This window comes from Shinella sp. 20P9.1.1, from assembly GCF_057798995.1.
Map to the genome: position 1 here is coordinate 212,546 of NZ_JBYOLC010000007.1, position 24,583 is coordinate 237,128.

General features: G+C 63.4%; 22 protein-coding genes. 12 read left to right on the forward strand and 10 right to left on the reverse strand.

The genetic code is table 11. The features are described from left to right. Positions 1-13: 13 nt before the first annotated feature. The 6 genes from AC27VQ_RS14500 to AC27VQ_RS14525 all read left to right on the forward strand — a co-directional run bounded on the left by AC27VQ_RS14500 (position 14) and on the right by AC27VQ_RS14525 (position 8,199). The gene (locus tag AC27VQ_RS14500; RefSeq protein WP_313531392.1) at positions 14-853 is read left to right on the forward strand and encodes a carbohydrate ABC transporter permease; all 840 of its coding nucleotides are present in this window, start codon (positions 14-16) and stop codon (positions 851-853) included. Between the two features lie 8 nt (positions 854-861). After that, complete coding sequence (locus AC27VQ_RS14505) at positions 862-1,914, forward strand: Gfo/Idh/MocA family protein (RefSeq protein ID WP_488716811.1); 1,053 nt, start codon at positions 862-864, stop codon at positions 1,912-1,914. Positions 1,915-1,925: 11 nt separating this feature from the next. Further along, complete coding sequence (locus AC27VQ_RS14510; RefSeq protein ID WP_313531395.1) at positions 1,926-2,927, forward strand: ABC transporter ATP-binding protein; 1,002 nt, start codon at positions 1,926-1,928, stop codon at positions 2,925-2,927. Between the two features lie 186 nt (positions 2,928-3,113). Then, on the forward strand, positions 3,114-4,421 hold the full coding sequence (locus AC27VQ_RS14515; RefSeq protein WP_488716812.1) for an efflux RND transporter periplasmic adaptor subunit: 1,308 nt from the start codon (positions 3,114-3,116) through the stop codon (positions 4,419-4,421). Between the two features lie 11 nt (positions 4,422-4,432). Continuing rightward, positions 4,433-7,570, forward strand: a complete 3,138-nt coding sequence (locus tag AC27VQ_RS14520) for a multidrug efflux RND transporter permease subunit (protein ID WP_488716813.1) — start codon at positions 4,433-4,435, stop codon at positions 7,568-7,570. A gap of 5 nt (positions 7,571-7,575) precedes the next feature. Further along, positions 7,576-8,199 carry a TetR family transcriptional regulator gene (locus tag AC27VQ_RS14525; protein WP_488716814.1) on the forward strand — a complete coding sequence of 208 codons (624 nt, stop codon included), beginning with the start codon at positions 7,576-7,578 and terminating at the stop codon, positions 8,197-8,199. On the opposite strand, the gene AC27VQ_RS14530 is transcribed toward AC27VQ_RS14525, so the two are convergent. From AC27VQ_RS14530 to AC27VQ_RS14545, 4 genes are read right to left on the reverse strand one after another with little or no spacing between them, the layout of a single operon-like run. Next, positions 8,191-8,439, reverse strand: coding sequence for a hypothetical protein (locus tag AC27VQ_RS14530; RefSeq protein ID WP_488716815.1), 249 nt, complete (start codon positions 8,437-8,439; stop codon positions 8,191-8,193). The two genes, AC27VQ_RS14525 and AC27VQ_RS14530, sit on opposite strands and share 9 nt — an antisense overlap. Continuing rightward, positions 8,440-9,663 carry an aminomethyl transferase family protein gene (locus tag AC27VQ_RS14535; protein WP_488716885.1) on the reverse strand — a complete coding sequence of 408 codons (1,224 nt, stop codon included), beginning with the start codon at positions 9,661-9,663 and terminating at the stop codon, positions 8,440-8,442. A gap of 5 nt (positions 9,664-9,668) precedes the next feature. Continuing rightward, the gene (locus AC27VQ_RS14540; protein ID WP_488716816.1) at positions 9,669-11,225 is read right to left on the reverse strand and encodes a phytoene desaturase family protein; all 1,557 of its coding nucleotides are present in this window, start codon (positions 11,223-11,225) and stop codon (positions 9,669-9,671) included. Beyond that, positions 11,212-12,831 carry a phytoene desaturase family protein gene (locus AC27VQ_RS14545; RefSeq protein ID WP_488716817.1) on the reverse strand — a complete coding sequence of 540 codons (1,620 nt, stop codon included), beginning with the start codon at positions 12,829-12,831 and terminating at the stop codon, positions 11,212-11,214. The genes AC27VQ_RS14540 and AC27VQ_RS14545 overlap by 14 nt, the downstream gene beginning before the upstream one ends. A 163-nt stretch (positions 12,832-12,994) precedes the next feature. Here AC27VQ_RS14545 and AC27VQ_RS14550 point away from each other — a divergent pair, with 163 nt between their 5' ends. The 4 genes from AC27VQ_RS14550 (at position 12,995) to AC27VQ_RS14565 (ending at position 15,985) form a co-directional block, all read left to right on the forward strand. Continuing rightward, on the forward strand, positions 12,995-13,813 hold the full coding sequence (locus tag AC27VQ_RS14550; protein ID WP_488716818.1) for a methyltransferase domain-containing protein: 819 nt from the start codon (positions 12,995-12,997) through the stop codon (positions 13,811-13,813). A gap of 41 nt (positions 13,814-13,854) precedes the next feature. Next, on the forward strand, positions 13,855-14,520 hold the full coding sequence (locus AC27VQ_RS14555; protein ID WP_117367042.1) for a TetR family transcriptional regulator C-terminal domain-containing protein: 666 nt from the start codon (positions 13,855-13,857) through the stop codon (positions 14,518-14,520). Positions 14,521-14,549: 29 nt separating this feature from the next. After that, on the forward strand, positions 14,550-15,632 hold the full coding sequence (locus AC27VQ_RS14560) for an ABC transporter substrate-binding protein (protein WP_313530862.1): 1,083 nt from the start codon (positions 14,550-14,552) through the stop codon (positions 15,630-15,632). Positions 15,633-15,793: 161 nt separating this feature from the next. Then, complete coding sequence (locus AC27VQ_RS14565; protein ID WP_421593569.1) at positions 15,794-15,985, forward strand: hypothetical protein; 192 nt, start codon at positions 15,794-15,796, stop codon at positions 15,983-15,985. A gap of 165 nt (positions 15,986-16,150) precedes the next feature. Here the strand turns inward: AC27VQ_RS14565 and AC27VQ_RS14570 are convergent, their stop codons facing one another. The 3 genes from AC27VQ_RS14570 to AC27VQ_RS14580 are packed head-to-tail and all read right to left on the reverse strand — an operon-like array spanning position 16,151 to position 19,007. Next, positions 16,151-17,245, reverse strand: coding sequence for an ABC transporter ATP-binding protein (locus tag AC27VQ_RS14570; RefSeq protein ID WP_488716886.1), 1,095 nt, complete (start codon positions 17,243-17,245; stop codon positions 16,151-16,153). A 23-nt stretch (positions 17,246-17,268) separates the two neighbouring features. Then, positions 17,269-18,093 carry an ABC transporter permease gene (locus tag AC27VQ_RS14575; protein ID WP_488716819.1) on the reverse strand — a complete coding sequence of 275 codons (825 nt, stop codon included), beginning with the start codon at positions 18,091-18,093 and terminating at the stop codon, positions 17,269-17,271. After that, positions 18,090-19,007 carry an ABC transporter permease gene (locus tag AC27VQ_RS14580; RefSeq protein ID WP_488716820.1) on the reverse strand — a complete coding sequence of 306 codons (918 nt, stop codon included), beginning with the start codon at positions 19,005-19,007 and terminating at the stop codon, positions 18,090-18,092. The genes AC27VQ_RS14575 and AC27VQ_RS14580 overlap by 4 nt, the downstream gene beginning before the upstream one ends. A 234-nt stretch (positions 19,008-19,241) precedes the next feature. Between AC27VQ_RS14580 and AC27VQ_RS14585 the strand changes: the two genes are divergently transcribed. Both AC27VQ_RS14585 and AC27VQ_RS14590 read left to right on the forward strand, forming a co-directional pair. Beyond that, entirely contained in the window at positions 19,242-20,657 is a 1,416-nt protein-coding gene (locus AC27VQ_RS14585; RefSeq protein ID WP_488716821.1) for an aminotransferase, read from the forward strand. Between the two features lie 201 nt (positions 20,658-20,858). Then, the gene (locus tag AC27VQ_RS14590) at positions 20,859-21,929 is read left to right on the forward strand and encodes a D-alanyl-D-alanine carboxypeptidase family protein (RefSeq protein ID WP_488716822.1); all 1,071 of its coding nucleotides are present in this window, start codon (positions 20,859-20,861) and stop codon (positions 21,927-21,929) included. Positions 21,930-21,936: 7 nt separating this feature from the next. Here the strand turns inward: AC27VQ_RS14590 and AC27VQ_RS14595 are convergent, their stop codons facing one another. From AC27VQ_RS14595 to AC27VQ_RS14605, 3 genes are all read right to left on the reverse strand, one after another. Beyond that, positions 21,937-23,130 (reverse strand): aromatic ring-hydroxylating oxygenase subunit alpha, encoded by a 1,194-nt coding sequence (locus AC27VQ_RS14595; RefSeq protein ID WP_488716823.1) that lies wholly within the window; start codon positions 23,128-23,130, stop codon positions 21,937-21,939. A gap of 163 nt (positions 23,131-23,293) precedes the next feature. Beyond that, positions 23,294-23,548 (reverse strand): hypothetical protein, encoded by a 255-nt coding sequence (locus AC27VQ_RS14600; RefSeq protein WP_488716824.1) that lies wholly within the window; start codon positions 23,546-23,548, stop codon positions 23,294-23,296. Between the two features lie 92 nt (positions 23,549-23,640). Continuing rightward, positions 23,641-24,429, reverse strand: coding sequence for a DUF1194 domain-containing protein (locus AC27VQ_RS14605; RefSeq protein WP_488716825.1), 789 nt, complete (start codon positions 24,427-24,429; stop codon positions 23,641-23,643). Positions 24,430-24,583: the final 154 nt, after the last annotated feature.

Sequence of the window (24,583 nt, forward strand, 5' to 3'; positions counted from 1 at the left end):
CGGGAGGGCAACCATGTCTAAAGCACGCGCTTCTCTCACCCGCTCGTCTCTCGTTCACCTGGCGCTGATCAGCTATGCGATCATCTCCGTCTTCCCGGTGTTCCTGACGATCATCAACTCGATGAAGGATCGCAACGCGATCTTCCGTAACCCGATGCAGCTGCCGAGCCCGAAGACCTTCGATCTCGTCGGTTACTATACGGTGCTGGGGCAAGGCGACTTTGCGACCTACTTCCAGAACAGCTTCATCGTCACGGTGGCGGCAATCGCTCTCGTGCTGCTGTTCGGCGCCATGGCCGCCTTCGCGCTCTCGGAATACCGTTTTCGCGGTAACACGCTGATGGGGCTCTACCTCGCCATCGGCATCATGATCCCGATCCGTCTCGGCACGGTGGCGATCCTGCAGGGCATGGTGGCGACGGGCCTCGTCAACACGCTGACGGCGCTGGTCCTGGTCTATACCGCGCAGGGCATTCCGCTCGCCGTCTTCATCCTCTCGGAGTTCATGCGGACCGTCTCCGACGACCTCAAGAATGCCGGGCGTATCGACGGGCTCTCGGAATACTCGATCTTCTTCCGCCTGGTCCTGCCGCTGGTGCGCCCGGCCATGGCGACGGTCGCGGTCTTCACGATGATCCCGATCTGGAACGACCTGTGGTTCCCGCTCATCCTGGCGCCGAGCGAGGCGACCAAGACGGTGACGCTCGGCTCGCAGATCTTCATCGGCCAGTTCGTCACCAACTGGAACGCGGTGCTCGCAGCCCTGTCGCTGGCGATCTTCCCCGTCCTCGTCCTTTACCTCGTCTTCTCGCGGCAGTTGATCCGCGGCATCACCTCCGGAGCAGTCAAGTGAGTTCAGCCATGACCCCCATTCGCGTTCTTTCCGCCGGCCTCGGCAACATGGGCAGAAGCCATGCGCTCGCCTATCACGAAAACCCCGGCTACGAGATCGTCGGCCTCGTCAACCGCTCCAAGGTTCCGGTCCCGGCCGGGCTGCAAGGCTACGAGATCCACCCGTCGTTCCTCGATGCGCTGCATGAATTCAAGCCGGAACTCTGCTCGATCAGCACCTATTCGGACAGCCATGCCGAATATGCGATCGCAGCCCTCGAAGCCGGTTCACATGTCTTCCTCGAAAAGCCGCTGGCGACCACGGTCGCCGACGCCGAACGGGTGGTGGCCTGCGCCAAGGCGAACGGTCGCAAGCTGGTCGTCGGCTATATCCTGCGCCACCATCCCTCGTGGATCCGCCTCATCGAGGAAGCCCGCAAGCTGGGCGGTCCCTACGTGTTCCGCATGAACCTGAACCAGCAGTCGAGCGGCCCGACCTGGGCGACCCACAAGGCGCTGATGGACACGACCCCGCCGATCGTCGACTGCGGCGTGCACTATCTCGACGTGATGTGCCAGATCACCGATGCCAAGCCCGTCGAGGTACGCGGCATGGGCCTGCGCCTGTCGAACGAGATCAAGCCGGACATGTACAATTACGGCCATCTCCAGGTGCTGTTCGACGACGGTTCGCTCGGCTGGTACGAGGCGGGCTGGGGTCCGATGATCTCCGAAACCGCCTTCTTCGTGAAGGATGTCATGTCGCCGAACGGTTCGGTCTCCATCGTGATGGATCCGAACGCAAAGTCCGACGATATCGACACGCACACCAAGACCGCGGTCATCCGCGTTCACAACGCGGCCACCGGCCCCGACGGCAAGTTCCTGTCACCGGACGAGGAACTGAAGATGGCGGGCGAGCCCGGCCACCAGGAACTCTGCGATCGTGAACAGGCCTTCGTGCTTAAGGCCATTCGCGAAGACATCGACCTTACGCGGCACATGGACGACGCGGTGCAGTCGCTCAGGATCTGCCTGGCGGCCGATGAAAGTGTCAGAACCGGTCAGACGGTCAAGCTTTAAGGGGAAATCGAATGGGCTCTCTTCAACTTAAATCCATACGCAAGTCCTTCGGCAACGTCGATGTCATCAAGGGTATAGACCTCGACGTGAAGGACGGCGAATTCGTCATCTTCGTCGGGCCCTCGGGCTGCGGCAAGTCCACGTTGCTGCGCATCATCGCCGGTCTCGAGGACGCGACGTCGGGCTCGATCACCATCGACGGCGCCGAAGTCGTCACCGTGCCGCCGGCCAAGCGCGGCATCGCCATGGTGTTCCAGTCCTACGCGCTCTATCCGCACCTGACGGTCAAGGACAATATGGGTCTCGGCCTCAAGCAGGCCGGCGCGCCGAAGGAGGAGATCGAGAAGCGTGTCGCCAAGGCCTCGGCCATGCTGTCGCTCGAAAAGTATCTCGGCCGTCGCCCGGCGGAAATGTCCGGCGGCCAGCGCCAGCGCGTCGCCATCGGCCGCGCCATCGTGCGTGAACCGAAGCTCTTCCTGTTCGACGAGCCGCTCTCCAATCTCGATGCGGCGCTGCGCGTCAACACCCGCCTCGAGATCGCCAGGCTGCATCGCGAGCTGAAGGCAACCATGATCTACGTCACGCACGACCAAGTCGAGGCGATGACGCTGGCGGACAAGATCGTGGTGCTCGATGCCGGTGTCATCCAGCAGGTCGGCTCGCCGATGGAGCTTTACAACAAGCCGGCCAACCTGTTCGTCGCAGGCTTCATCGGCTCGCCTGCCATGAATTTCATCGACGCAAGCCGCCTTGGCGTGACCGACGCCAAGACCATCGGTGTGCGCCCGGAACACCTGGCGCTTTCGCGCGACGCCGGTGAGTGGCAGGGCAAGGTGGTGCATGTCGAGCACCTCGGCGCCGATACGATCGTCTATATCGAATCGGAGAAGGTCGGCCTCATCACCGTCCGCCTGTTCGGCGAGCATCACTATGCTGTCGACGACGTGGTCTATGCCACGCCGGCGGCCGGCCAGACGCATCGTTTCGACGCCAATGGCCGGGCGATACGTTGAGGTCCCTCATCACGAATCCGTGATTGGGGTGGATTGCGGCCTTACGGTGCGTGATCTACGATTGTCAAACATCAGGAATTAACATACAGCCCTGTTTGTATGTTGTGATGCGGTGGTCCTTCGGCCACCGCATCTCTTTGTTTTCAGCACTCGCCGCCCTTGCCGGCATCGCCTATGGAAGAACCCATGCGTTTCACGAGACCGATTTCGATTGCGACCTTTGGCGCCCTTTTGATTCTCGCCGGCTGCAGCGATGAGCAGGCTGCGCAGGGGGGCTTTTCCTTTCCACCGCCGCAGGTGGCCGTCATCACGGTGAAGGCCGAGGACGTTCCGATCACCAACGACCTGCCGGGCCGCATTGCCGCGACCCGCACTGCCGAAGTCCGTCCGCGCGCGTCCGGCATCATCATCGAGCGCGTCTTCGAGCAGGGCTCGTTGGTCAAGCAGGGCGACGTGCTCTACCGGATCGATCCGGCACCGTTCAAGGTGCAGGTCGACAGCGCCGAGGCGACGCTGCGCCGCGCCAAGGCCGTGCAGGCCCAGGCGAAGAACGATACGGTCCGCCAGGAACAGCTGAAGAAGTCGAACGTCTCGTCCGCGCAGAACTATGACGACGCCATCGCCAAGCTGGCGCAGGCCGATGCCGATGTCGCGATTGCCGAGGCGGGTCTCGCGTCCGCCAAGCTCAATCTCGAATATACCGAGGTCAAGGCGCCGATCAGCGGCCGCATCGGCCGTGCGCTGATCACAGAGGGGGCACTGGTTTCGACCAGCGGCACGGAAAACCTCGCGACGATCCAGCAGCTCGACCCCGTCTATGCCGACTTCACCCAGTCGGCGACCGACCTCATCCGTCTGCGCAAGGCGCTCGAAGACGGCGCGTTGATGGCCGACAACAATTCCGCCGACGTCAAGCTGGTGCTGGACGATGGGGCCGCCTATCCGCAGTCGGGCAAGCTCCTGTTTTCCGAAGCCGCCGTCGACGAGACGACCGGCCAGGTGACGCTGCGCGGCGAATTCCCGAACCCCGATGGCGATCTCCTGCCAGGCATGTATGTGCGCGTGCAGATCGAGCAGGGGATCGAGAAGGGTGCCGTTCTCGTGCCGCAGCAGGCCGTGCAGCGGGATGCTTCCGGCAGCGCGCTCGTCTATGTCGTTTCCGCCGACAACAAGGCCGGTCCGCGTCCGGTCCGTATCGGCCGTGCCGCCGGCACGCGCTGGGTCATCACCGATGGCCTGAAGGACGGCGAGAAGATCATCGTGGAAGGCTTCCAGAAGGTGCAGCCGGGCGCGGAAGTCGTTCCCTCCGCATGGGATCCGAATGCCGTGGCAGCCGATGCGCAGAAGCAGGCGGCCGATGGCGGCGAAGCCAAGGCTGAAGGCGCTGCTGCTGATGGTGCAAAGGCTGACGACAAGAAGCCTGCTGACGCCAAGGCCGGCGAAGCCGGCAAGGCCGAAGGCGGCGATGCCGCCAAGACCGAGCAGGCGAAGTAAGGACCGCAACGATGCCCAGTTTCTTTATCGACAGGCCGATTTTCGCCTGGGTGGTCGCGATCTTCATCATGATCGCCGGCGCCATCTCCATTCCGCTCTTGCCGATCTCGCAATATCCGAACGTCGCGCCGCCGCAGATTTCGGTCTCGACCTCCTATGCCGGCGCGTCCTCGCAGGACACCTATCAGAGCGTCACCAAGCTCATCGAGGATGAGCTGAACGGCGTGGAAGGCATGCTTTATTTCGAATCGACCTCGAGCGCTTCGGGTTCGGCCGAAATCAACATCACCTTCGCGCCGGGCACCGATCCGAGCCAAGCCTCGGTCGATGTGCAGAACCGCATCAGCCGCGTCGAACCGCGTCTACCCGATTCCGTGCGCCGCCAGGGCGTGCAGGTCGAGGAAGCCGGCTCCGGCTTCCTGCTGATCGTCTCGCTGACCTCCACCGACGGCTCGATGGATGCCATCAGCCTCGGCGACTATCTCAACCGCAACGTTCTCTCTGAGGTTCAGCGCGTGCCCGGCGTCGGCCGTGCGCAGCTGTTTGCGACCCAGCGTTCGATGCGCGTCTGGCTCGATCCCGCCAAGATGCTCGGTCTCAACCTGACGGCGGCCGACATTACCGCCGCCGTGCAGGCACAGAACGCCCAGATTGCCGCCGGCTCCATCGGCGCCCAGCCAAACCCGATCACCCAGCAGATCGCAGCCCCCGTCAACATCAAGGGCCAGCTGACGACGCCGGAAGAGTTCGGCGCCATCGTGCTGCGTGCCAATGCGGACGGTTCGGCCGTGCGCCTGCGCGACGTTGCCCGCGTCGAAGTGGGCGGCGAGACCTATTCGTTCTCCACGCGCCTCAACGGCAAGCCGTCCGCTGCTATCGGCGTCCAGCTTTCGCCAAGCGGCAACGCCATGGCGACCTCCGAAGCGATCAAGGCGCGCATGGACGAACTGTCGAAGTTCTTCCCGCCGGGCCTCGAATATTCGATCCCCTATGACACCTCGCCGTTCGTGAAGGTGTCGATCGAGAAGGTTCTGCACACGCTGCTCGAAGCCGTCGGCCTCGTGTTCCTCGTGATGTTCCTGTTCCTGCAGAACATCCGCTACACGATCATCCCGACGCTCGTCGTTCCCGTCGCACTTCTCGGCACCTGTGCCGTGATGCTTGCCATGGGATTCTCGATCAACGTGCTCACCATGTTCGCCATGGTGCTCGCCATCGGCATCCTTGTCGATGACGCGATCATCGTCGTCGAAAATGTCGAGCGCATCATGTCGGAAGAGGGGCTGCCGCCGAAGGAGGCTACCCGCAAGGCGATGAAGCAGATCACCGGCGCCGTCATCGGCATCACGCTGGTGCTCGCCTCGGTGTTCATTCCGATGAGCTTCTTCCCCGGTGCCGTCGGCGTCATCTATCAGCAGTTCTCGCTGACGATGGTCGTCTCGATCCTGTTCTCGGCCTTCCTCGCCTTGTCGCTAACCCCGGCGCTCGCCGGCAGCTTCCTGAAGCAGGTTCCGAAGGGGCACCACCACACCAAGCGTGGTTTCTTCGGCTGGTTCAACCGTGGCTTCGACCGTTCGTCGAGGGGCTATAGCAGCACGGTCAGCTGGCTGATCCGCCGGACGGGCCGCTTCATGGTGATCTATATCGCCATCCTCGCGGGCCTCGGCTACATGTTCATGAAGCTGCCGTCGTCGTTCCTGCCGGATGAGGACCAGGGTTTCGTCATCGTCATGATGCAGCTGCCCTCTGAAGCGACCGGCCACCGCACGGACGAAGTGCTTGCCCAGACCGAGAAGATTTTCGGTCAGGAACCCGCCGTGAACACCATCGTCGGCATCAATGGCTTCTCGTTCTTTGGTGCGGGGCAGAATGCCGGCCTTGCCTTCGTGACGCTGAAGGACTGGAGCGAGCGCGGACCGGAAAACTCGGCGCAGTCAATCGCCGGGCGCGCGAGCATGGCCATGAGCCAGATCAAGGATGCGATCAGCTTCGCGCTGTCGCCGCCGCCCATCCAGGGTCTCGGCACGACGGGCGGCTTCTCGTTCCGTCTGCAGGATCGCGGTGGTCTCGGCCAGCAGGCGCTGTCGGCCGCGACGGGGCAGCTGATCGGCCTTGCGGCCCAGAGCAATATCGTGACGGGCGTGCGCGTCGAGGGCATGCCGGATGCCGCCCAGGTCAATGTCGTGATCGATCGTGAGAAGGCCAACACCTTCGGTGTGACCTTCGCCGATATCAACTCGACGATCTCGACCAATCTCGGCTCGACCTACGTCAACGACTTCCCGAACGCCGGGCGCATGCAGCGGGTGACGGTCCAGGCAGACCAGAACGAACGTATGCAGGTGGCCGATCTCTTGAAGCTCAACGTGCGCAATTCGAGCGGCGGCATGGTTCCGCTCTCGGCCTTTGCGACCGCCGAGTGGGCGATGGCGCCGACGCAGACGGTCGGATACAACGGCTATCCGTCCATGCGCCTCAGCGGCGAGACCAAGCCGGGTTTCTCCTCCGGTGATGCGATCGGCGAGATGGAGCGGCTTGCCGCCCAGCTGCCGCCGGGCTTCGGCTACGAGTGGACGGGCCAGTCGCTGCAGGAAATCCAGTCCGGTTCGCAAGCGCCGATCCTGATCGGCCTGACAGTCCTGCTGGTCTTCCTGTGCCTTGCGGCGCTCTATGAAAGCTGGTCGATTCCGCTCGCGGTCATCCTCGTCGTGCCGCTCGGCGTCATCGGCGCGGTCATCGCGGTGACGATGCGCGACATGTCGAACGACGTGTACTTCAAGGTGGGCCTGATCGCGATCATCGGCTTGTCGGCGAAGAACGCGATCCTGATCATCGAGTTCGCCAAGGAACTGATGGAGGACGGCCGGTCGCTCATCGACGCGACCATCGAGGCCTGCCACCTTCGCTTCCGCCCGATCCTGATGACGTCGCTCGCCTTCACGCTCGGCGTTCTGCCGCTCGCGATCGCGACCGGCGCAAGCTCGGGCAGCCAGCGCGCCATCGGTACCGGCGTCATGGGCGGCATGATCACCGCGACGGTGCTTGCCATCTTCTTCGTGCCGGTCTTCTTCGTCTTCGTGATGAAGCTGTTCGGTTACGGTAAAAAGAAAGAGGAGCCGGCGAAGGCTGAAACCAGCCCGGCGGAGTAACCGCCATGCGCCGGACCAAGGCAGAGGCCAAGGAAACTCGCCAGCAGATCCTGCTGGCGGCGGAAAAGGTCTTCTACGAAAAAGGTGTCGCCCATGCCTCCATGGAGGATGTGGCACGCGCCGCGGGGGTGACCCGCGGCGCCATCTACTGGCACTTCGCCAATAGGGCGGATCTGGTGCTGGAGCTCTACAACTCGCTGCCCATGCCGCAGGAAGAGCTGATCGCCCGCGAGCTGGAGGCGGAGAATGCCGATGTCTTCGGCGTGCTCGAACGGGTCGGCCGTGAATGGCTGGAGCTGCTGGCCGAGGACGAGCACCGCCAGCGCATCCTCTCGATTCTTCTGCGCTGCGACACGACAGGCGAATTCGCCGCCATTTCCGAACGGCAGAACGACCTCGACGACGAGCATATGCAGGCACTGGAAGCAGCCTTCGTCAAAGCTCAGGGGCAGGGTAGGCTCGGCGGTGCCTGGACGCCCCGCTCGGCCGCCTCAATGCTGCGCTGGGTCATCAAGGGGCTGTGCTCGGAATGGCTGTTGTTCGGGCGCCGGTTCGATATTGCCAGCGAAGGCAAGGATGCGTTGCGCCGGCTGTTTGCGACCTATTCCGCGCCCACGCCGTCAATCTGATCGGCTGCGAAACGCCTCCAGCTTCGCGATCCATTCCGTGCCGACCTGCCAGCGGCGCAGCACCGAGACCGGGTCCTCCGCATCGAGCCGCGAACAGATGCGGTAGATCTCCAGCACCTCGGGCGCCATCTCGCCGCGCTGGCAGAAATACATCGCCGCCGCATAGCGTGCCCGCCCGGACCATTCGGCGCCGGTCGGCATGGCGATGATTTCCCAGTTGCGGCGGGTTTCCTCGTCCATTTATTTGAGGCCCGGCGGCGTGGCCGTGCGACGGGCGAGCTTGACGAAGGGGCGGGGCACGATCTTCGCCCGCTTCATCATCTTCTGGTATTTCAGCTCGCGCATCGCATAGATCTCCACCCAAAGGTCATTGGTGAACTTCGAGCCGTAGGGCCGCTCGAGGCTGGCGATGGCGATGTTGCGCTTGGCCGTCGGTGACCAGATCGCGGCAGTGACGAGGCCCGCCTCATGCTTTTGCCGATGATAGACGATGGCGTGCTCGGCGGAAATATTCCCTTCGATTTCAAGGCCTACCAGGATGTGCTTGAGAGTCTGATTCCGCCGCGCATCGAGGATGGCGCGGCGGCCGTTGAAATTCGGCTTGTCCGGATCGACCAGCCAGTCGAGGCCGATTTCATCGGGCATGCGTACGCGGTCGGCGCGCAAGGCGGCTTCGGCGGTCATGAAATCCGCATTGGCGACGATGAAGCCGGCCTCGATGCGCGTCTGGTTCAGCGCGCCGTAGCCGATGGCGCGAATGGCATGGCGCGCGCCCGCCGCCCACAGGCGATCCCAGAGCGAGAGTGCCCTGGCGCGCGGCACGAAGAGTTCGTAGCCCAGATCGCCGGTAAAGCCGGTCCGCGAGATCGTGACCTCGCCGCCCTCATGCGGGAAGGTGGCGATGTCGAAGGGTTTCAGCCGTTCCACACCGGCGAAACCCGCATCGCGCAGCACGGCGTAGCTGGTTGGACCTTGCAGCGCGAGACCGGCGATTTCCTCCGTCTCCTCGCGGATGTCGACCGTGAAGCCTAAGGCGCTGTCGAGCAGCCAGGGCAGGTGGCGCTCCTGGCAGCAGAGGCGGAATTCCTGTTCGCCGAGACGGAACAGCGTGCCGTCGTCGAGCACATGGCCATGGTCGTCGCACCACGCGGTGTAGTGCACGCGGTTGACGCCGAGTTTTCGGACGTCGCGCAGCGTCAGCCGGTCGAGGTAACGTTCCGCATCCGGCCCTGCGATGCGATATTTCACCATGGGCGAAATGTCGAACAGCGCGGCGGTGGAGCGGATGGCGAAATATTCGAGTTCACCGTCGATGAGCGAATGCGGCGCCTTGTAGCCGGCCCAGTTGTACCAGTCATTGACCTCGCTGATCGCCATCAGCCGGTCGTGGAACGGCGTTTCGAGGCGAGGCACGCGGATATGGTCGCGGGCCGCGCGGCGCAGGTCGGCGGCGGATTTCGTCATGGCGTTCATGCTGTCGCTCCCGAAAGTATGTGGCGCGCGGCGTTCCAGCCCGGCAGGCCGGAAATGCCGCCGCCCGGATGTGCGCCGGCGCTGGCGAGATAAAGGCCCTCGATCGGTGTCTTGTAGCCGGAGGCCGCGCCCGTCGGGCGGTTGACGAGCAGCTGGTCGGCCTGCAATTCGCCGTGATGCCAGTGGCCGCCGGGCAGATTGTATTCCGCCTCGATATCGACCGGCGTCATCAGATTGGTGGCGAGGATCGATTTACCGATGCCGGGGGCATGCCGCTCCAATGTTTCCAGCACGATCTTGAGGAAAGCCGGCTTGCCATGCTCCCAGCCGGCCTTGAGGCGGTAGGGCGCATATTGCACGAGTGCCGAGAGCGTGCAGGCGCCGGCGGGCGCAAGCAATGGATCGGCGAGGCTCGGCAATGTGATTTCCATGACCGGATCGGTGGAGAATTCGCCGTATTTCGCCGGGTTGAAGGCCGTCTCGACCTGTTCCTTCGAGCGTACCAGCACGATGCGGCCGTTGCGGGCCTCCACTGGCAGGCCGGTGAAGTCGGGAACGCGGTCCAGTGCAAGGTCGAGCTTGGCGACATTGCCGTGGCTGCGCACGTTCTTCACCGACCGCAAGAAGCCGGTGCCACTTTCGGCGGGATCGACGAGGCGCAGGAACGTCGTCTGCGGATGCACGGCCGAAACGACGACGGGGGCCGTGATCTCCGTGCCGTCGCCGAGAACGACGCCGCTGGTCCGGCCGCGATCGGCAAGGATGCGGGCGACGGGGGTCGCGCAACGGATGGTGACGCCGGCCTTTTCCGCAGCGCGCAGGAAGGCCGGCGCGATGCTCGCCATGCCGCCCACCGGTACGAACTGGCCGCCGGCGCGGCCGGCGACATCGCCGGTCAGGCGGTAATAGAGGCCGAGCAGGGAGGTCGGCGAGCGCGGGCCGAGATGGATGCCGAGCGTGGCGTCGAAGGCGAGCAGACCCTTCAAGCGGTCGTCGGTCAGGTATTCGTCTGTCACGTCGGCGACGTTCATTAACAGCATACGCAGGAAGTCGCGGCCCTCGCTGCGACCCTTGCGGATCAGGCTGAGGCCGGCGCCGGCGAGCGTCGAGAGATCGCCGAGCGAGACCGCGCCGATCTGCGGCGGCGGGCGGCGCAGGAAGCGTTTGAGAATGCCGGCCTGGAAGATGAGTTTCTTGCGCATCGCCGCAAAGGCGGCCTGTTCGTCGGCGGAGACGCCGTCAATGCTTTCGCCGTAAGCACCGTGCAGGGTTATTGCCTTGCCGGAGCCGTCGAGCACTGTCGTCGGAAGCAGCGTTTCATCGCCCTTCAGGTCGAGGCCGATATCCTTGGCGACCTCGGTATCCAGCCGGTTGACGAGATGGGCGAGGCCGGCGGAGCGGAAGCCGGGGGCGAACTCCCGGCCGCGGGTGGCGCCGCCCGGTTCGTTTGCCGCCTCCAGCACCAGGACGCGGCGGCCGCCCTTGGCGAGGCGGGTGGCGGCGGCAAGGCCGTTGTGGCCGGCGCCGATCACGATGGCATCAAATGACGTCATGGGCTTTGCTCATCTGTTCGGGGGCGCGCTTGAGGTCGCGCAGGATTTCGGCGGCGGCGTTGCGGCCGGGCGCGCCCATCACCCCGCCGCCCGGATGAGTGGAGGAGCCGCACATATAGAGGCCGTGGATGGGGCTGCGGTATTGCGCATAGCCGGGCACCGGCCGGTTGAAGAGAAGCTGGTCGAAGGTCAGTTCGCCCTGGAAGATATTGCCCTCGGTGAGGCCGACTTCCGCCTCGATCTCTCGCGGCGTGCGCACTTCCATATGCACGATGCGGTCGCGGAAACCCGGCGAATAATCGGCAATCTGGCTAATGACGGTCTCGGCGAAGGCGTCTCGGTCGGCATCCGTCCAGTCGCGGCCCTCCACCTTCGGCGGGCAATATTGCACGAAGCAGCTCATGAAGTGTTTGCCCGGCGACGTCATCGTCGGGTCGAGCAAGGTGGGGATCATCATGTCGAGGAAGGGATCGGCGGACCAGCGCCCGGCCTTCCAGTCGTCGTAGCCGCGTTCCATGCGCTCGATACTGTCGGTGAAATGCATGTCGCCGCGAATGCAGTTGGAGCCTTCGGGGAGGGCGGGGAATTTCGGCAGGCTGTCGAGGGCGATGTTCACCTTGCCGGAGGAGCCGCGCATCTTGAAATGCTTGACGCGGTGGACGAAATCCCCGGGCAGGTCCTGTTCCTCGACGAGCTTGAGGAAAGTGCGCTTCACATCGGCATTGGAGACGACGAGATCGGCGCGCACCTCGTCGCCATTGGCCAGCACGACGCCGGTGGTACGGCCGCCGTGCGTCAGGATTTTCGAGACTTCCGCATCCGTGCGGATCGTGCCGCCGGCGGCTTGGAAGGAACGGGACAGCGCCTGCGTTACCGCGCCCATGCCGCCGCGAGCGTAGCCCCAGGCGCCGACGGAGCCGTCGACCTCGCCCATATAGTGGTGCAGCAGCACATAGGCGGTGCCGGGCGACATCGGGCCGAGGGCGGTGCCGATGATGCCGGACAGCGCGAGATAGGCCTTGATGACGTCGGTCTCGAAATATTCGTCGAGGAAGTCGGAGATCGACATGGTCCAGAAGCGCAGCGTCTCGGCCATTTCATGCGGGCTGAACTCGCCGAATTTCTTGGCGAGGTAAAGCAGTTCGGAAATGTCGCGCGGGCGAAAACCGAACGGGTCGGGCGCGGTGCGCATGAGGAGCGGCTGGATGAAGCGGCACTGGCGCGTCACGTCGCGGGCATAACGCTCATAGGCTTCGGCATCGCGTTTCGAGTAGCGGGCGAATTCGCGGCGGTGGCTTTCATGGTCGCGGTAGGAGGCGAGGTAGTCGCCGTCACGGGTGAAGACCGCGCCGCCCTCATAGGAGATGACCTGCAGGCCGTGTTTGGGCAGTTCGAGATCGCGCATGATCTCCGGCCGGAACAGCGAGCAGACATAGGAACAGTTGGAATAGAGGAAGCCGGGCGTCAGCTCGCGGCTGGTGGCCGCACCGCCGACCCAGCCGTTCTTTTCCACGACGAGGACATTGAGGCCGGCGCGCTGGAGATAACAGGCCGTCACCAGCCCGTTATGGCCGCCGCCAACGATCAGGGCATCGTACTTTTGCATTTTTGATGTCTCCCTTGTTTCTAAAAGCTGCATCAAAAGCAAAATGTTGTCCAGATATTCTGAATGATCATTCAGCAAGTATCTTGCAATCGCCTGATTATGCGCTAAAATTTCGATCGATTGGAAAACGCACCGGCCATGCGGCCGCAAGAGCAGGGAAGCCATGACGGCGGCAGTCGAGGATGGTGCAGCGGCGGAACCGGAATACGACGAGGCGGCGATCCGCTTTCTCGGCGTGATGTGGGGCGAGGGCTATCTTTCGCCCGGCGGCCCGGCGGAAGTCGACCGCGTGCTCGCCGGTATCGATCTCGAAGGCAGGTCCGTGCTGGATTTCGGATGCGGCGCCGGTGGTGTCACGCTGCATATTGCCAGGACGTACCGTCCGGCGGAGATCGTCGGTTATGATGTCGAACAGCATGTCATCGAACGGGCAAAGATGGCTGCGGCCGCGCAGGGGCTGTCGTCCGTCACGCGTTTCGTCGCGAGCCCGCCGGGGCGGCTGCCGTTCGATGACGGCGCCTTCGATGTCGTCTTCTCCAAGGATGCGATGATCCATGTGTCGGACAAGGAGGCATTGTTTGCCGAATTGTTCCGCGTGCTGAAGCCCGGCGGCGTGCTTGCCGCTTCGGATTGGTTGATCGGTCACGACGGTGAGCCGAGCGTCGATATGCAGGACTATATCGCCGCCGAGGGCCTGAGCTTCGGCATGGCGTCGTCGCATCGCTATCTACGGGCGATGGCCAAGGCCGGCTTTGCCGATGGCGTCGCGGAGAGCCGCAATGGCTGGTATCGCGACGTGGCGCGCGGCGAGCTGGAGCGGCTGAAAGGCCCGCTCTATGCGCAGGCCGTCGCCGCCGTCGGCGAGGCCTATGTCGCCAAGAACATTCGCACCTGGACGGCCATGCAGAAGGTTCTTGACAGCGGGGAGCATTGTCCCACTCATCTGCGCGCAAGCAGGCCGGCCGCGGGAATTCGCCCATGACGGTGGTGCTGAAGAATCCCAAAGGCAAGGTGACGGTGAAGATGCGGGCAGGCGGGGCTGATCAGGGCTCGGGTGACGGCGAGAAGCGGGGCCGCAAGGCGTCCAAGGAAACGAGACGGCAGCAGCTCATCGAGGCGACGATCGATTCGCTCGCCAAACGCGGCTATTCCGACACGACGCTGGCGGATGTGGCCGATGGTGCGGGTCTGTCCCGCGGGATCGTCAACTTCCATTTCGAGAGCAAGGAAAACCTGCTCATCGCCACGCTGCAATTCATGTCGGAAGAGTATGGCGACCACTGGAATTCGGCGCTCGAAAAGGCCGGTCCCAGCGTCGCCAGCCGCCTGTGGGCCATCGTGCATGCGGATTTCGACCGAAAGATCTGCACGAAGCGCAAGCTTGCCGCCTGGTGTGCCTTCTGGGGCGAGGCCAAGTCGCGGCCGACCTATCAGGCGCTGTGCGGTGCGCGCGACGTCAAATACCAGGAGACGGTGATCGCGCTCTGCGCCGACCTCAAGGCGGAGGGTGGCTATGACTACGAACCGGAGCCGATGGCGCTGTCGCTCTGCGCCATGCTGGAAGGCCTGTGGCTGCGCCTGATGATGGGCGACGGCACGACGCGGGAAAAGGCGCTGGAGGCGGCCATCGCATTCGTCGTCGTGGCCTTCCCGAAACATCTCACTTTGCAAGGACCAAAACCACAATAGGGAACCCGAAAACGGGGAAGGAGAACGGCATGACGACTGCAAACACGGCCAGGTATCTTACGACAGCGGCGCTTGCCGCCGTCCTTGCCCTCGGACCCGCCCTTCCTGCCTTCTCCGCCGATAGCCTGACCGTCTTCGACTGGTCCGGCTACGAAGACCCGGCCTTCCACCCGAAATATACCGAGAAGACCGGTGCCGAGCCGGATTTCTCCTTCTTCGGCGATGAGGAGGAGGCGTTCCAGAAGCTGCGATCCGGTTTTAAGGCCGATGTGGCGCATCCCTGCTCGCAGAGCGTGGTGAAATGGCGCGAGGCGGGGCTCTTGGAGCCGCTCGATACGGCCAAGCTCACCTCGTGGAACGATGTGCTCCCGAATTTCAAGGCGATGAAGAACCTGATGACGTCGGACGACGGTACGGCATGGTTCATTCCCTTCGAATGGGGCAACACGGTGCTGACCTATCGTACCGATACGGTGAAGCCCGAAGAGGTCGCGTCGCTCAAGGCGTTCGCCGATCCCAAGTTCAAGGACCGCGTGTCGATCGGCGACAATGTCGATGATGCCTATGCGCTGGCCAGCCTTGTCATCGGCGTGAAGGATTGGACGACGATGACGGATGCGCAGTTCCAGGAGGCCTCCGCCTTCCTGCGCGAGGTACACAAGAACGTGCGCCTGTACTGGACCGACAATACGGATCTGAGCCAGGCGATGGCGAGCGGCGAGGTCGATCTCGCCTGGGCCTGGAACGAGACGGCGACGACCCTGCAGGCCGAGAGCCAGCCCGTTGCCATCAAGAAGGACACCAAGGAGGGGCTCTCCACCTGGGTCTGCGGCTATGTACGCCTGAAGGGGGCGGAGGCGAGCCCCGATCTTGCCTATGATTACCTCAATGCCGTCACCGATCCTGCCGTCGCGGCCTATATGGTCGAGAGCTGGGGCTATGGCCATTCGAACGCCAAGGGCATGGCCGCCGTCGACCCGAAAATCCTGAAGGACAAGGGCTATGCCGATGTCGATGCCTTCGTCGCCAACACGCTCTTCCAGTCGCCGATGCCGACGGAACTGCGCCAGAAGATGATCGCCGAATTCGAGAAGATCAAATCGGGTTACTGACGCCCGCTTGCCGAACCTTGCCCCGCCGGGGCGGGGTTCACCAAGGGTTCATTCGACATTCATCGGAAATCGCGTATCATGGCGGTATCGGTGGCAATGAAAACGGGCGCCACCGCCGAAAGTTAAGGAGCTTCCGCCCCAGTGAACGAAAGGGGGCGGCTATGCAGCCAAACTCTGTAACGCTCATTCCGGACAAGGACGACTGGATCGTCGTCGTCATGGAAAACGGCGTGGAATTACAACGATCTTTCAAGATGCAGACCCATGCGCAGAGCTGGTCCGATGGGCAGCGTGTGCGCCTCGGTTTGCCGGCAGGCTCTGCGCCGGCGACCTTCGAATTTTCCGGTAAGTAAGCGATTTTCACGCAAATCATAGGGATCGCCTGAAACTCCCGGCCCGCCGGGAGTTTTGCTTTTCTAGAGCAATTCCAGCAAAAGTGCGCAGCGGTTTTGCGTCCGGAATTGCGTAAAAACAAAGGGATGGAGTGTTTTCGCGATTCGAAGAAAAGCGGAAATGATCTAGATACGCGTGACCGGTGGATCCTCGGCCAGCAGCACGAAGGCATCCGGATCGTAAGCAAGGCGGATTTCGGCGCCGATCGGCAGGTCGTCTGCGCCGAAATTGTTCGTTTCGACCATGGACAACGGCTGCTCCAGCCCGTCGACGCCAACCGTCAGATGGGTGACCTCACCGAAATAGGCGCGGTTTTCGATGCGGCCGGCAAGCTCGTGCGGCGCGCGGTCGTCGTCCCACAGGAGCCGCAGGCGCTCCGGGCGAATACCGACGGTGACATGGCCGTTGCTGGCGGCAAAACCCTGCGGCTTTTCCAGCTGCACGGCGCCGAAACGAGCGGCGTCGATGGAGACGGCATTGCCCTGTTCGCCGAGCACCCTGGCCTTCAGGAAATTCATGCCGCCGAGGAAATCCGCGACCTTTCGCGTGCGCGGGCGCTGGTAGATTTCCTTCGGGCTGGCGATCTGCGCAATGCGCCCGCCGAACATCACGGCGATGCGGTCGGAGAGGGCGAGGGCCTCGTACTGGTCGTGCGTCACGAGGATGAAGGTGATGCCGACGGCCTTTTGCAGGGTGCGCAGTTCCACCTGCATTTCCTCGCGCAGCTTCTTGTCGAGGGCCGACAACGGCTCGTCGAGCAGCAGCACCTTCGGGCGCATGACAAGGGCACGGGCGAGCGCTACGCGCTGGCGCTGGCCGCCGGAGAGTTCATGCGCCTTGCGCTGGCCGAGGCCGGAGAGGCGCACCATGTCGAGCGCATCGCCGACGCGTTTCTTCTCCTCCTCGGGCGAGAGCTTGAGCCGTTTCAGGCCGTAGGCGACGTTTTCCGAAACATCGAGATGCGGGAAGATAGCGTAGCTCTGGAAGACCATGTTGGTCGGCCGCTTGTTCGGCGGCAGTGCCAGCGAGGGCACGCCATCGATATAGATTTCGCCGGCCGTCGGATTTTCGAAGCCGGCGATGGAGCGCAGCAGCGTGGTCTTGCCGCAGCCAGAGGGGCCGAGCAGGGAGAAGAATTCGCCTTCGGCAATCGACAGCGAGACATCGTCGAGCGCCTTGTAGATGCCGTAGAATTTCGACACGTTTTCGATCTGGATCATCGCGCGGTCGGTCATGAGGGCTCCTAGGGCAGGGCGTGTGCCAGCTGCGTGCGGCGTTCGGCACGGCGGCGCAGGATTTCGGCGAGGGTGAGCATCAGGATGGAGGCGGCGAGCATGATCGTGCCGAGCGCCAGCACACCCGGCAACTTCGCGGCAAAGCGCAGCTGGCCCCAGATATAAACCGGCAGCGTCGGCTCGGTGCCGGACAAGAAGAAGGCGAGGATGAACTCGTCGAGCGAGATGGTGAAGGTGACGAGCAGGCTGGAGACGATGGCGGGTGCCACCACCGGCAGCGTCACGCGGCGGAAGGTGCCGATCGCGGTTTCGCCGAGATCGTAGGACGCTTCCTCGAGGCTCCGGTCGAAGCCTTCGAAGCCCGAGACCAGCACCGACATGGCATAGGGCACGCAGAACACTGTCTGGCCGAGAATGACGGTGACGAGCGACAGTTCCACCCCCATCGCCAGCACGATCATCAGCAGCGAGACGGCGACGATGATCTCCGGCAGGAAGAGCGGCGCCATGATGAGGCCGGCGGCGGCGCGCTGGCCACGAAAGCGGTAGCGCGTGATGGCGCGGGCCGCGCAGATGCCGAGGATGGTCGAGAGCAGCGAGACGGACAGGCCGACGATCAGGCTGTTCCAGGCCGCCTCCAGCATCACCGAGTTGCCGGAGAGTGAGGCGTACCATTTGGTCGTGAAGCCGGCGAGCGGGAAGGTGGTGGTGGCCGCATTGTTGAAGGAGAAGATCGGCAACAGCAGGATCGGCAGGTATAGGAACAGGAAATAGAGCGCCACATAGATGGGCAGGAACGGAATGAAGCGCAGGCGCTGGGTGAGGAGGCTCATTTGATCCTCCTGATGGTGAATTTCAGCGCGAGAACCACGGCGGCGGCCGAGAGCGAGACGAGTACCATGGTCGTCACCGAGAGCGCTGCCCCCAGCGGCCAGTTGGCGCCCTTGCCGAACTGCGCCTGGATGGCGGTCGCGATCATCACGCCGTCCTTGCCGCCGACGAGGCGGGGCGTGACGTAGTCGCCGACCGTCGGGATCATGACGATCAGGAAGGCGGAGATGACGCCGGGCAGCGAGAGCGGCAGGGTGATGCGGAAGAAGGCCTTGATCCTGCTGTCGCCGAGGTCGCGCGCCGCCTCGATCAGCGTGCGATCGACTTTCTGCAGTGAGACGTAGATCGGCAGGATGGCGAAGGCCGCCCAGCTGTGCACAAGCGTGATGACGACGGCGTTGGAATTGTAGAGCAGCGAGGTCACCGGCTTGTCGATGAGACCCATCGAGATGAGGCCGGTGTTCATCACGCCGCCATAACCCAGAATGACCTTCCACGACATGACGCGCAGCAGGTAGCTGGTCCAGCAGGGCACGGTGATGAGGAAGAGCCAGAGGTTCTTGTGCACGCCGCCATGGAAGGAAATGAACCAGGCGACCGGGTAGGAGAAAACGACGGTGACGACGCTGACCGTCAGCGAGATCCACAGCGAGCGGACGAAGAGGTCGCGGTAGATCGGTTCCGTCAGCGCCTGCCGGTAGTTTTCCAGCGTGAAGGTGCGGTCGATTTCGAGATAGTTCTGGGTCCAGAAACTGTAGGCGATGACGATAAGGACCGGGAGGAAGAGCAGCGCCAGCGCATAGAGAAAGGTCGGCGAGAGCATGGCGAGGCCACGGGCCTCTTCGCTCCGCATCCAGGCCCGGCGCCGGGAGGGGGCGGGCGTGTCAGCGATCGGTCCGAACGCCGCCGCCGTCATCGGGCAAGGCTCCCGTGGCGACAACTTTCATAAAGGGTGAGCTTTCCCATTCCCATGGCGGTCGCCTTTTCGGCTTCGTTGTTCCCGAAACGAAGCATGCGCCTAAATCCCCGTTGAAATCAAGCCCTGTTTCTGCAATATTGATTGAACGAACATTCAATATGATCGGGAAATACGAGATCTTTCATATTGTTGATCGCAGATTCTTTTCGCAAATTCTCGATGGAGAGGGACATGGCGGCAATTCCGAAAACGGCGAACGAACCGGTCGAAGAGGTGGCCGACGATCTGACCCGGCTTGCCGAGCGGCATCTCGTGCAGCCCTGGCCGGTGTCCGGCTCCATCGGCGCGGAGGCGCGTGGGCGCATCGAGTCCGGCGAGGGCATCTATGTGACGGATGCGGCCGGGCGAAAGCTGATCGACGGCCCCGCCGGCATGTGGTGCGTCAATGCCGGCCATCGCAACCGTGAGCTTGCCGACGTGATGGCCTCGCAGGCCATGGAGCTCTCCTATAACTCGCCCTGGTACACGACCAACACGCCGTCGGCCGTGCTCTCGGCCCGGCTTGCCGGCCATGCGCCCGATGGCGTCGATCACGTCTTCTACACGACGGGCGGCTCCTCGGCGGTCGAGACGGCGCTGCGCTTCATGCAGTTCGCCAACAATGTGAAGGGCCGGCCCGAGAAGAAGCTGATCGTCTCCCGCCAGGGCGGCTATCACGGCTCGACCTATCTCTCCGCCTCGCTCAACGGCCGGCCGCGCGACCATGACTGGATGGATAGCGCCTCAGAGCTGGTGGTGAAGCTCTCCTGCCCGAACCCCTTCCGCCGGCCCGACGGTATGAGCATTGACGCCTTCTGCGATTTCCTTGTCGAGGAATTCCGGCAGGTCATCGAGGAGAAGGGGGCGGAAAATATCGGCGCTTTCATCGCCGAGCCCGTCATGGCCTCGGGCGGCGTCATCGTGCCGCCGCCGGGTTACCTCAAGCGCATGCACGCCCTTTGCCGCGCCAATGACATCCTCTTCATCGCCGACGAGGTGGTGACGGCCTTCGGCCGGCTCGGGCATGTCTTCGCCGCGAAGGATGTTTTCGACATCGAGCCCGACATGATCACCTTCGCCAAGGGTGTCACGTCAGGGTACTTTCCGCTCGGCGGGGTGATGATCGCGGGGCGGCTGTTCGAGGAACTGCGCCGCTCGAACCATTCGGAGGCGATGTTTGCGCACGGGCTCACCTATTCCAGCCACCCGGTCGGCTGCGCGGTCGCGCTGAAGAACCTCGATATTCTCGAAGGTGGACTGCTGGCGCATACGCGGGCGGTGTCGGATCATTTCCAGGCGGGCCTGAAGGCGCTGGAAGAGCTGCCGCTGGTCGGCGAGGTGCGCGGGCTCGGGCTGATGGCCTGCGTCGAATGCGTCGCTGATCGCGTCAGCAACAATCCGCTGACGCTCGATCTGGAAGTCGGCAAGCGCATCGACAAACATTGCCAGGAACTCGGCCTGCTGGTGCGTCCGCTGATTAACATGTGCGTGATGTCGCCGCCGCTCACCATCTCGCTTTCGCAGATCGACGACATGACGGCGATCCTGCGCAAGGGCATCGAACTCACCATGGACGATCTCGTCCGGGAGGGGCTCTGGAAGGACTAAGTCCTTCAAAAAGCTTGTTTGGAACGACCATTCCCCGGTCCAAACATTTGAGGCTCGCGAAAGCGGGCCTCTTTTTTATGTGCCTTTCAGTGTGCGTTCGGCGCAGGAGGAGCGGCAGGCCGACCCGGCTCCCGATCGCAGCAAAAGCTTGCGCTCACGCGGCCCATGATGGCATTAGGGCTGCTTCTTCGGAGAATGGATATGAGCAACGACACAACAGCAGAACGGCCGTGGAGGAGACAGGCCCTTTTCGCATCGCTTTTCGCGCTGGCGCCGCTTTTCACCGGCGCGCCGGCTCTTGCCACGCCTGTGCTGGTCGTCGATGCCGACAGCCGTCAGGTGCTCTATCAGGAAGATGCGGGCGCGCCGTGGTATCCGGCCTCCACGACCAAGCTGATGACGGCGCTCGTCGTGTTCGAGGCTTTGAAGGCCGGCGAAGTCACCATGTCGACGCATGTGACGATGACGCGCAATGCGACGAAGCAGGCGTTTCTCGAGTCCGGCCTGACGCTCGGGCGGGCGATGACGCTGGAAGACGCGCTCTATGCCGTCATCACCGCCTCCGCCAACGACGTCGCCGTCGCGCTCGCCGAAGCCGTGGCCCCCGATCAGGCCGCGTTCGTCGCGCGGATGAACAAGACGGCCGAGCGCCTAGGGCTGACTGGCACGCATTTTTCCAATCCGAACGGCCTGTCCGACAAGGCGAACTATACGACAGCGCGGGATCTCGCGATCCTCGGCCTGGAAGTGGATCGTTCGTTTCCCGGCTACCGCCGCTTCTTCCAGGCCTCCGCCGTCACGATCGACGGCAAGGAGATCAAGTCCAACAATCTGCTCCTGACCCGCTTCAGCGGCACCATCGGCATGAAGACCGGCTTCATCTGTGCCTCCGGGCGCAACATCGTCGGGCTCGCGACGCGCGGCGGCCGGCGCATGATGGTGGTTATTCTCGGCGCGACGACGGAGCGCGAGCGCAACGAACGCTCGGCGCAATACCTGACGCAGGCCTTCGACGGCCGTCTGCCGACCGGCGCGGGGCCTGTCGAAAGTCTCCAGAACAAGGTCGGCGCGGTACCGGAAGACATGCGCATTCGTCTGTGCACCGACAAGGCGGCGGCCTATGAGGCGAGCCGCGACGCGCTCTATCCGATGGGCCTGCCGGGGCAGGAAACTTTTCTGAAGGACCGGATCGCCGAGCAGGTCCACACCATCAAGACATGGGTCGACGAAACGGTGAAGGACGTGCCGGTACCGAAGCCGCGCCCTTCGTAAGAGCTGCTCAGGCCTTGAGGCTGCTATTGGCCTCTGCCATCGCCTTCTCGTCCGGCGCTTCCTTCAGCGTCATGACCGGCAGCACCTTGCGCAGGTGGTCGTGATGGGTGCGCACGCCATATTCGAGATCGGAGAGGTAAAAGCCGGCGAAGGCGTTCGACGTCATCGCCTCGTTCGACCAGACGGTGAGCTGCACGTCTTCGGCCTGGGTGTCGCGATCGATGCGGAAGGCGAGGTAGCGGGCGAGCCGGTGGGCGCGATCCTCTTCGCGATAGCGGTAGATGCCGCCGCGCAGCATGGTCTTGCCGATGGCGACGGGGAATTCCTGATAGAACTGGATGGTTTCGGGCGTGACCGCGATGACGCAGTTCGGGAAGAGGCCGAAATAGATCCAGGCCTTGCGCAAGTGCTCCGGCAGCGCCGTGTTCTCGGGGGAAATCTTGACGTAGTTACGCACGCTCCAGCGGCGGCCGGCATGCGGATTGTAGGTCGCAAACGACCGGCAGAGACCGTCGACGAAAGGCTCGTCGTAGTAGGTCGAGCCGTAGAGATCCTGTAGCGCCGGATGGGCCATGGCGACGTGATAGCCCTCGTTGTCGACGTCGCGCACGGACTTCCAGTTGACGGGTGTTTCCTGTGTCCAGATGCCGCCGGTCGGGATCATCTCTTCCGATCGGTAATGGGACAGCTCCGCCTCGAAAGGCTTCATCACCTCGGCGACGGAGGGCTGGGGGCCGGGGGCGAAGCGGATGAAGACAAAACCTTGCCAGATCTCGCATTCCAGCGATTTCAGCGCGAATTCGTCTTTGTCGAGCGGTGGGAAGCTGCGTGGGCGGGCAGCGCCACGCAGCGTGCCGTCGAGATTATAGACCCAGCCGTGGAACGGACAGACCAGCGCGTTGCGGCAGCTTCCCGTCTCGTCCGCGACGAGGCGGGAGCCGCGATGGCGGCAGATATTGTGGAAGGCGCGCACCGTGCCGTCCTGTCCGCGCAGGATGAGTGCACGCTCGCCGACGACATCCATGGTGAGGTAGTTGCCTGGCTCGGGAATGTCGGAAACATGGCAGGCGATCTGCCAGTGCTCGCGGAAGACATGCTGCTTTTCCAGCTCCAGAAGCGCGGGGCTGTGATAACACCAGCCGGGAAGTCCGCTCCGGTCCCAGTCGTTGGGAATGCTGATATCGCGGATCATCTCGTTCATGTCGCTCCCCATTATTTTGCTGAACGTTCATTCAATATAAGCACGATTTTCGTGCAAAAGGAATAGCTTGTGAAACGTGCGTTTTCCAAAAAGGGGAAAACCCCGGCCGATGGGCGACCGGGGCAGGCGGGATTTCCGGCGAAAGCCGGGACAGTGCCGCTGCTTAACGGCAGACCTTCACGCGCTTGATGACGAGGTTGCCCCAGTGGTCGTAGCGCTTGATCTTCTTCCAGAAGCAATGCCGGCGATGGCCATAGTAGTGGGTGACATAGCCGCCATGGTGGCCGCCCCAGCCGTGATGGCCACCCCAGCCATGGCCACCGCCAAAGCCGAAATAGAAGCCGCCGGCCTGCGAGGGGGCTGCGAAGGATACCGCTGCGATGGTCGCGACAACGGCGGACATGAGGAATTTGCGCATTTCAGTCTCCTCTCTTCCCGTGAAAGGATGAAGGGATTTCATCCAGTACGGTCACTGTGACACGAGGGCGCTGTTTCGGCTGGAACAGGTTTTTAGCGGTCGAGTTCGGGGTAGTAGCGGTCCATGTTGCTGGGGCGCAGCCGCTCGCCGATCAGGCAATCGACGTCGCTGCCGGCGGCCGGCAGGATGCGGGCGGGCGGCTCGGCGCCGCTGACTTCGAGGATCAGCTTGCGGCGGATGGCGATGGCGAAATCCTCCGGCTCCTGCACCGGCAGAACGAAGGCGCCGGGGCCGCCGATGACGCAGTTCGAATAGTAGTCGTCCAGCGAACCATAGGCGGCGGACGGGCGGATCATGATGGCGAGGCCGTTGATGATGATGCCGAGCGCATTGGCGGCATCGCGCGTCGGTGTCACAGGCGGGCCGAAATTGTTCGGGCCGTCGCCGGAGACGTCTATGACTCGACGCATGCCGGAATAGCTGTTGGCGTCGAAGAGCTTTGCGCCATAGGCGATGGCGCTGGAAATGGAGGTGCCGCGGCGCGTGGCGATCGGGCGGGCCTCCAGCAGGGCGGCGAAGGCGTTGGCGTCGTTGGGGCCGGAGATGATCTGCCAGGGGATGTGCGAGCTGTCGCGAACCGTGCCGGCCCATTCGAAATAGGTGATGGCGATGCGGCCGGTCAGCCCGTCGCGCACGGCATTGATGAACTCGGCGTGGCGCAGCGCATCGACATAGCCAGCACGCTGGATCTGCGCCTCCTCGATATCCATCGACCCGGACACATCGACCGCCAGGACCAGCTCCACGTCGACGTCTTCCCCGGAAGCGGCGAGCGTGGTGCCGGATGTGAGGCTCATCAGCAAGGCAAGCATCGTCAGCATGACCGTCACCCATCCATGCATCTGCCATCCTTAAATGTAGCACGCGCGCGACGGGGAAAGAGCGGGCCATCTTCAAAAAACGGTGATGGCGGTGAATAGCGTCCCTGGGGCAGCCGTCTGCTGTGTGTCCCGGGGGGTGCGGGGCAGGCGGGCT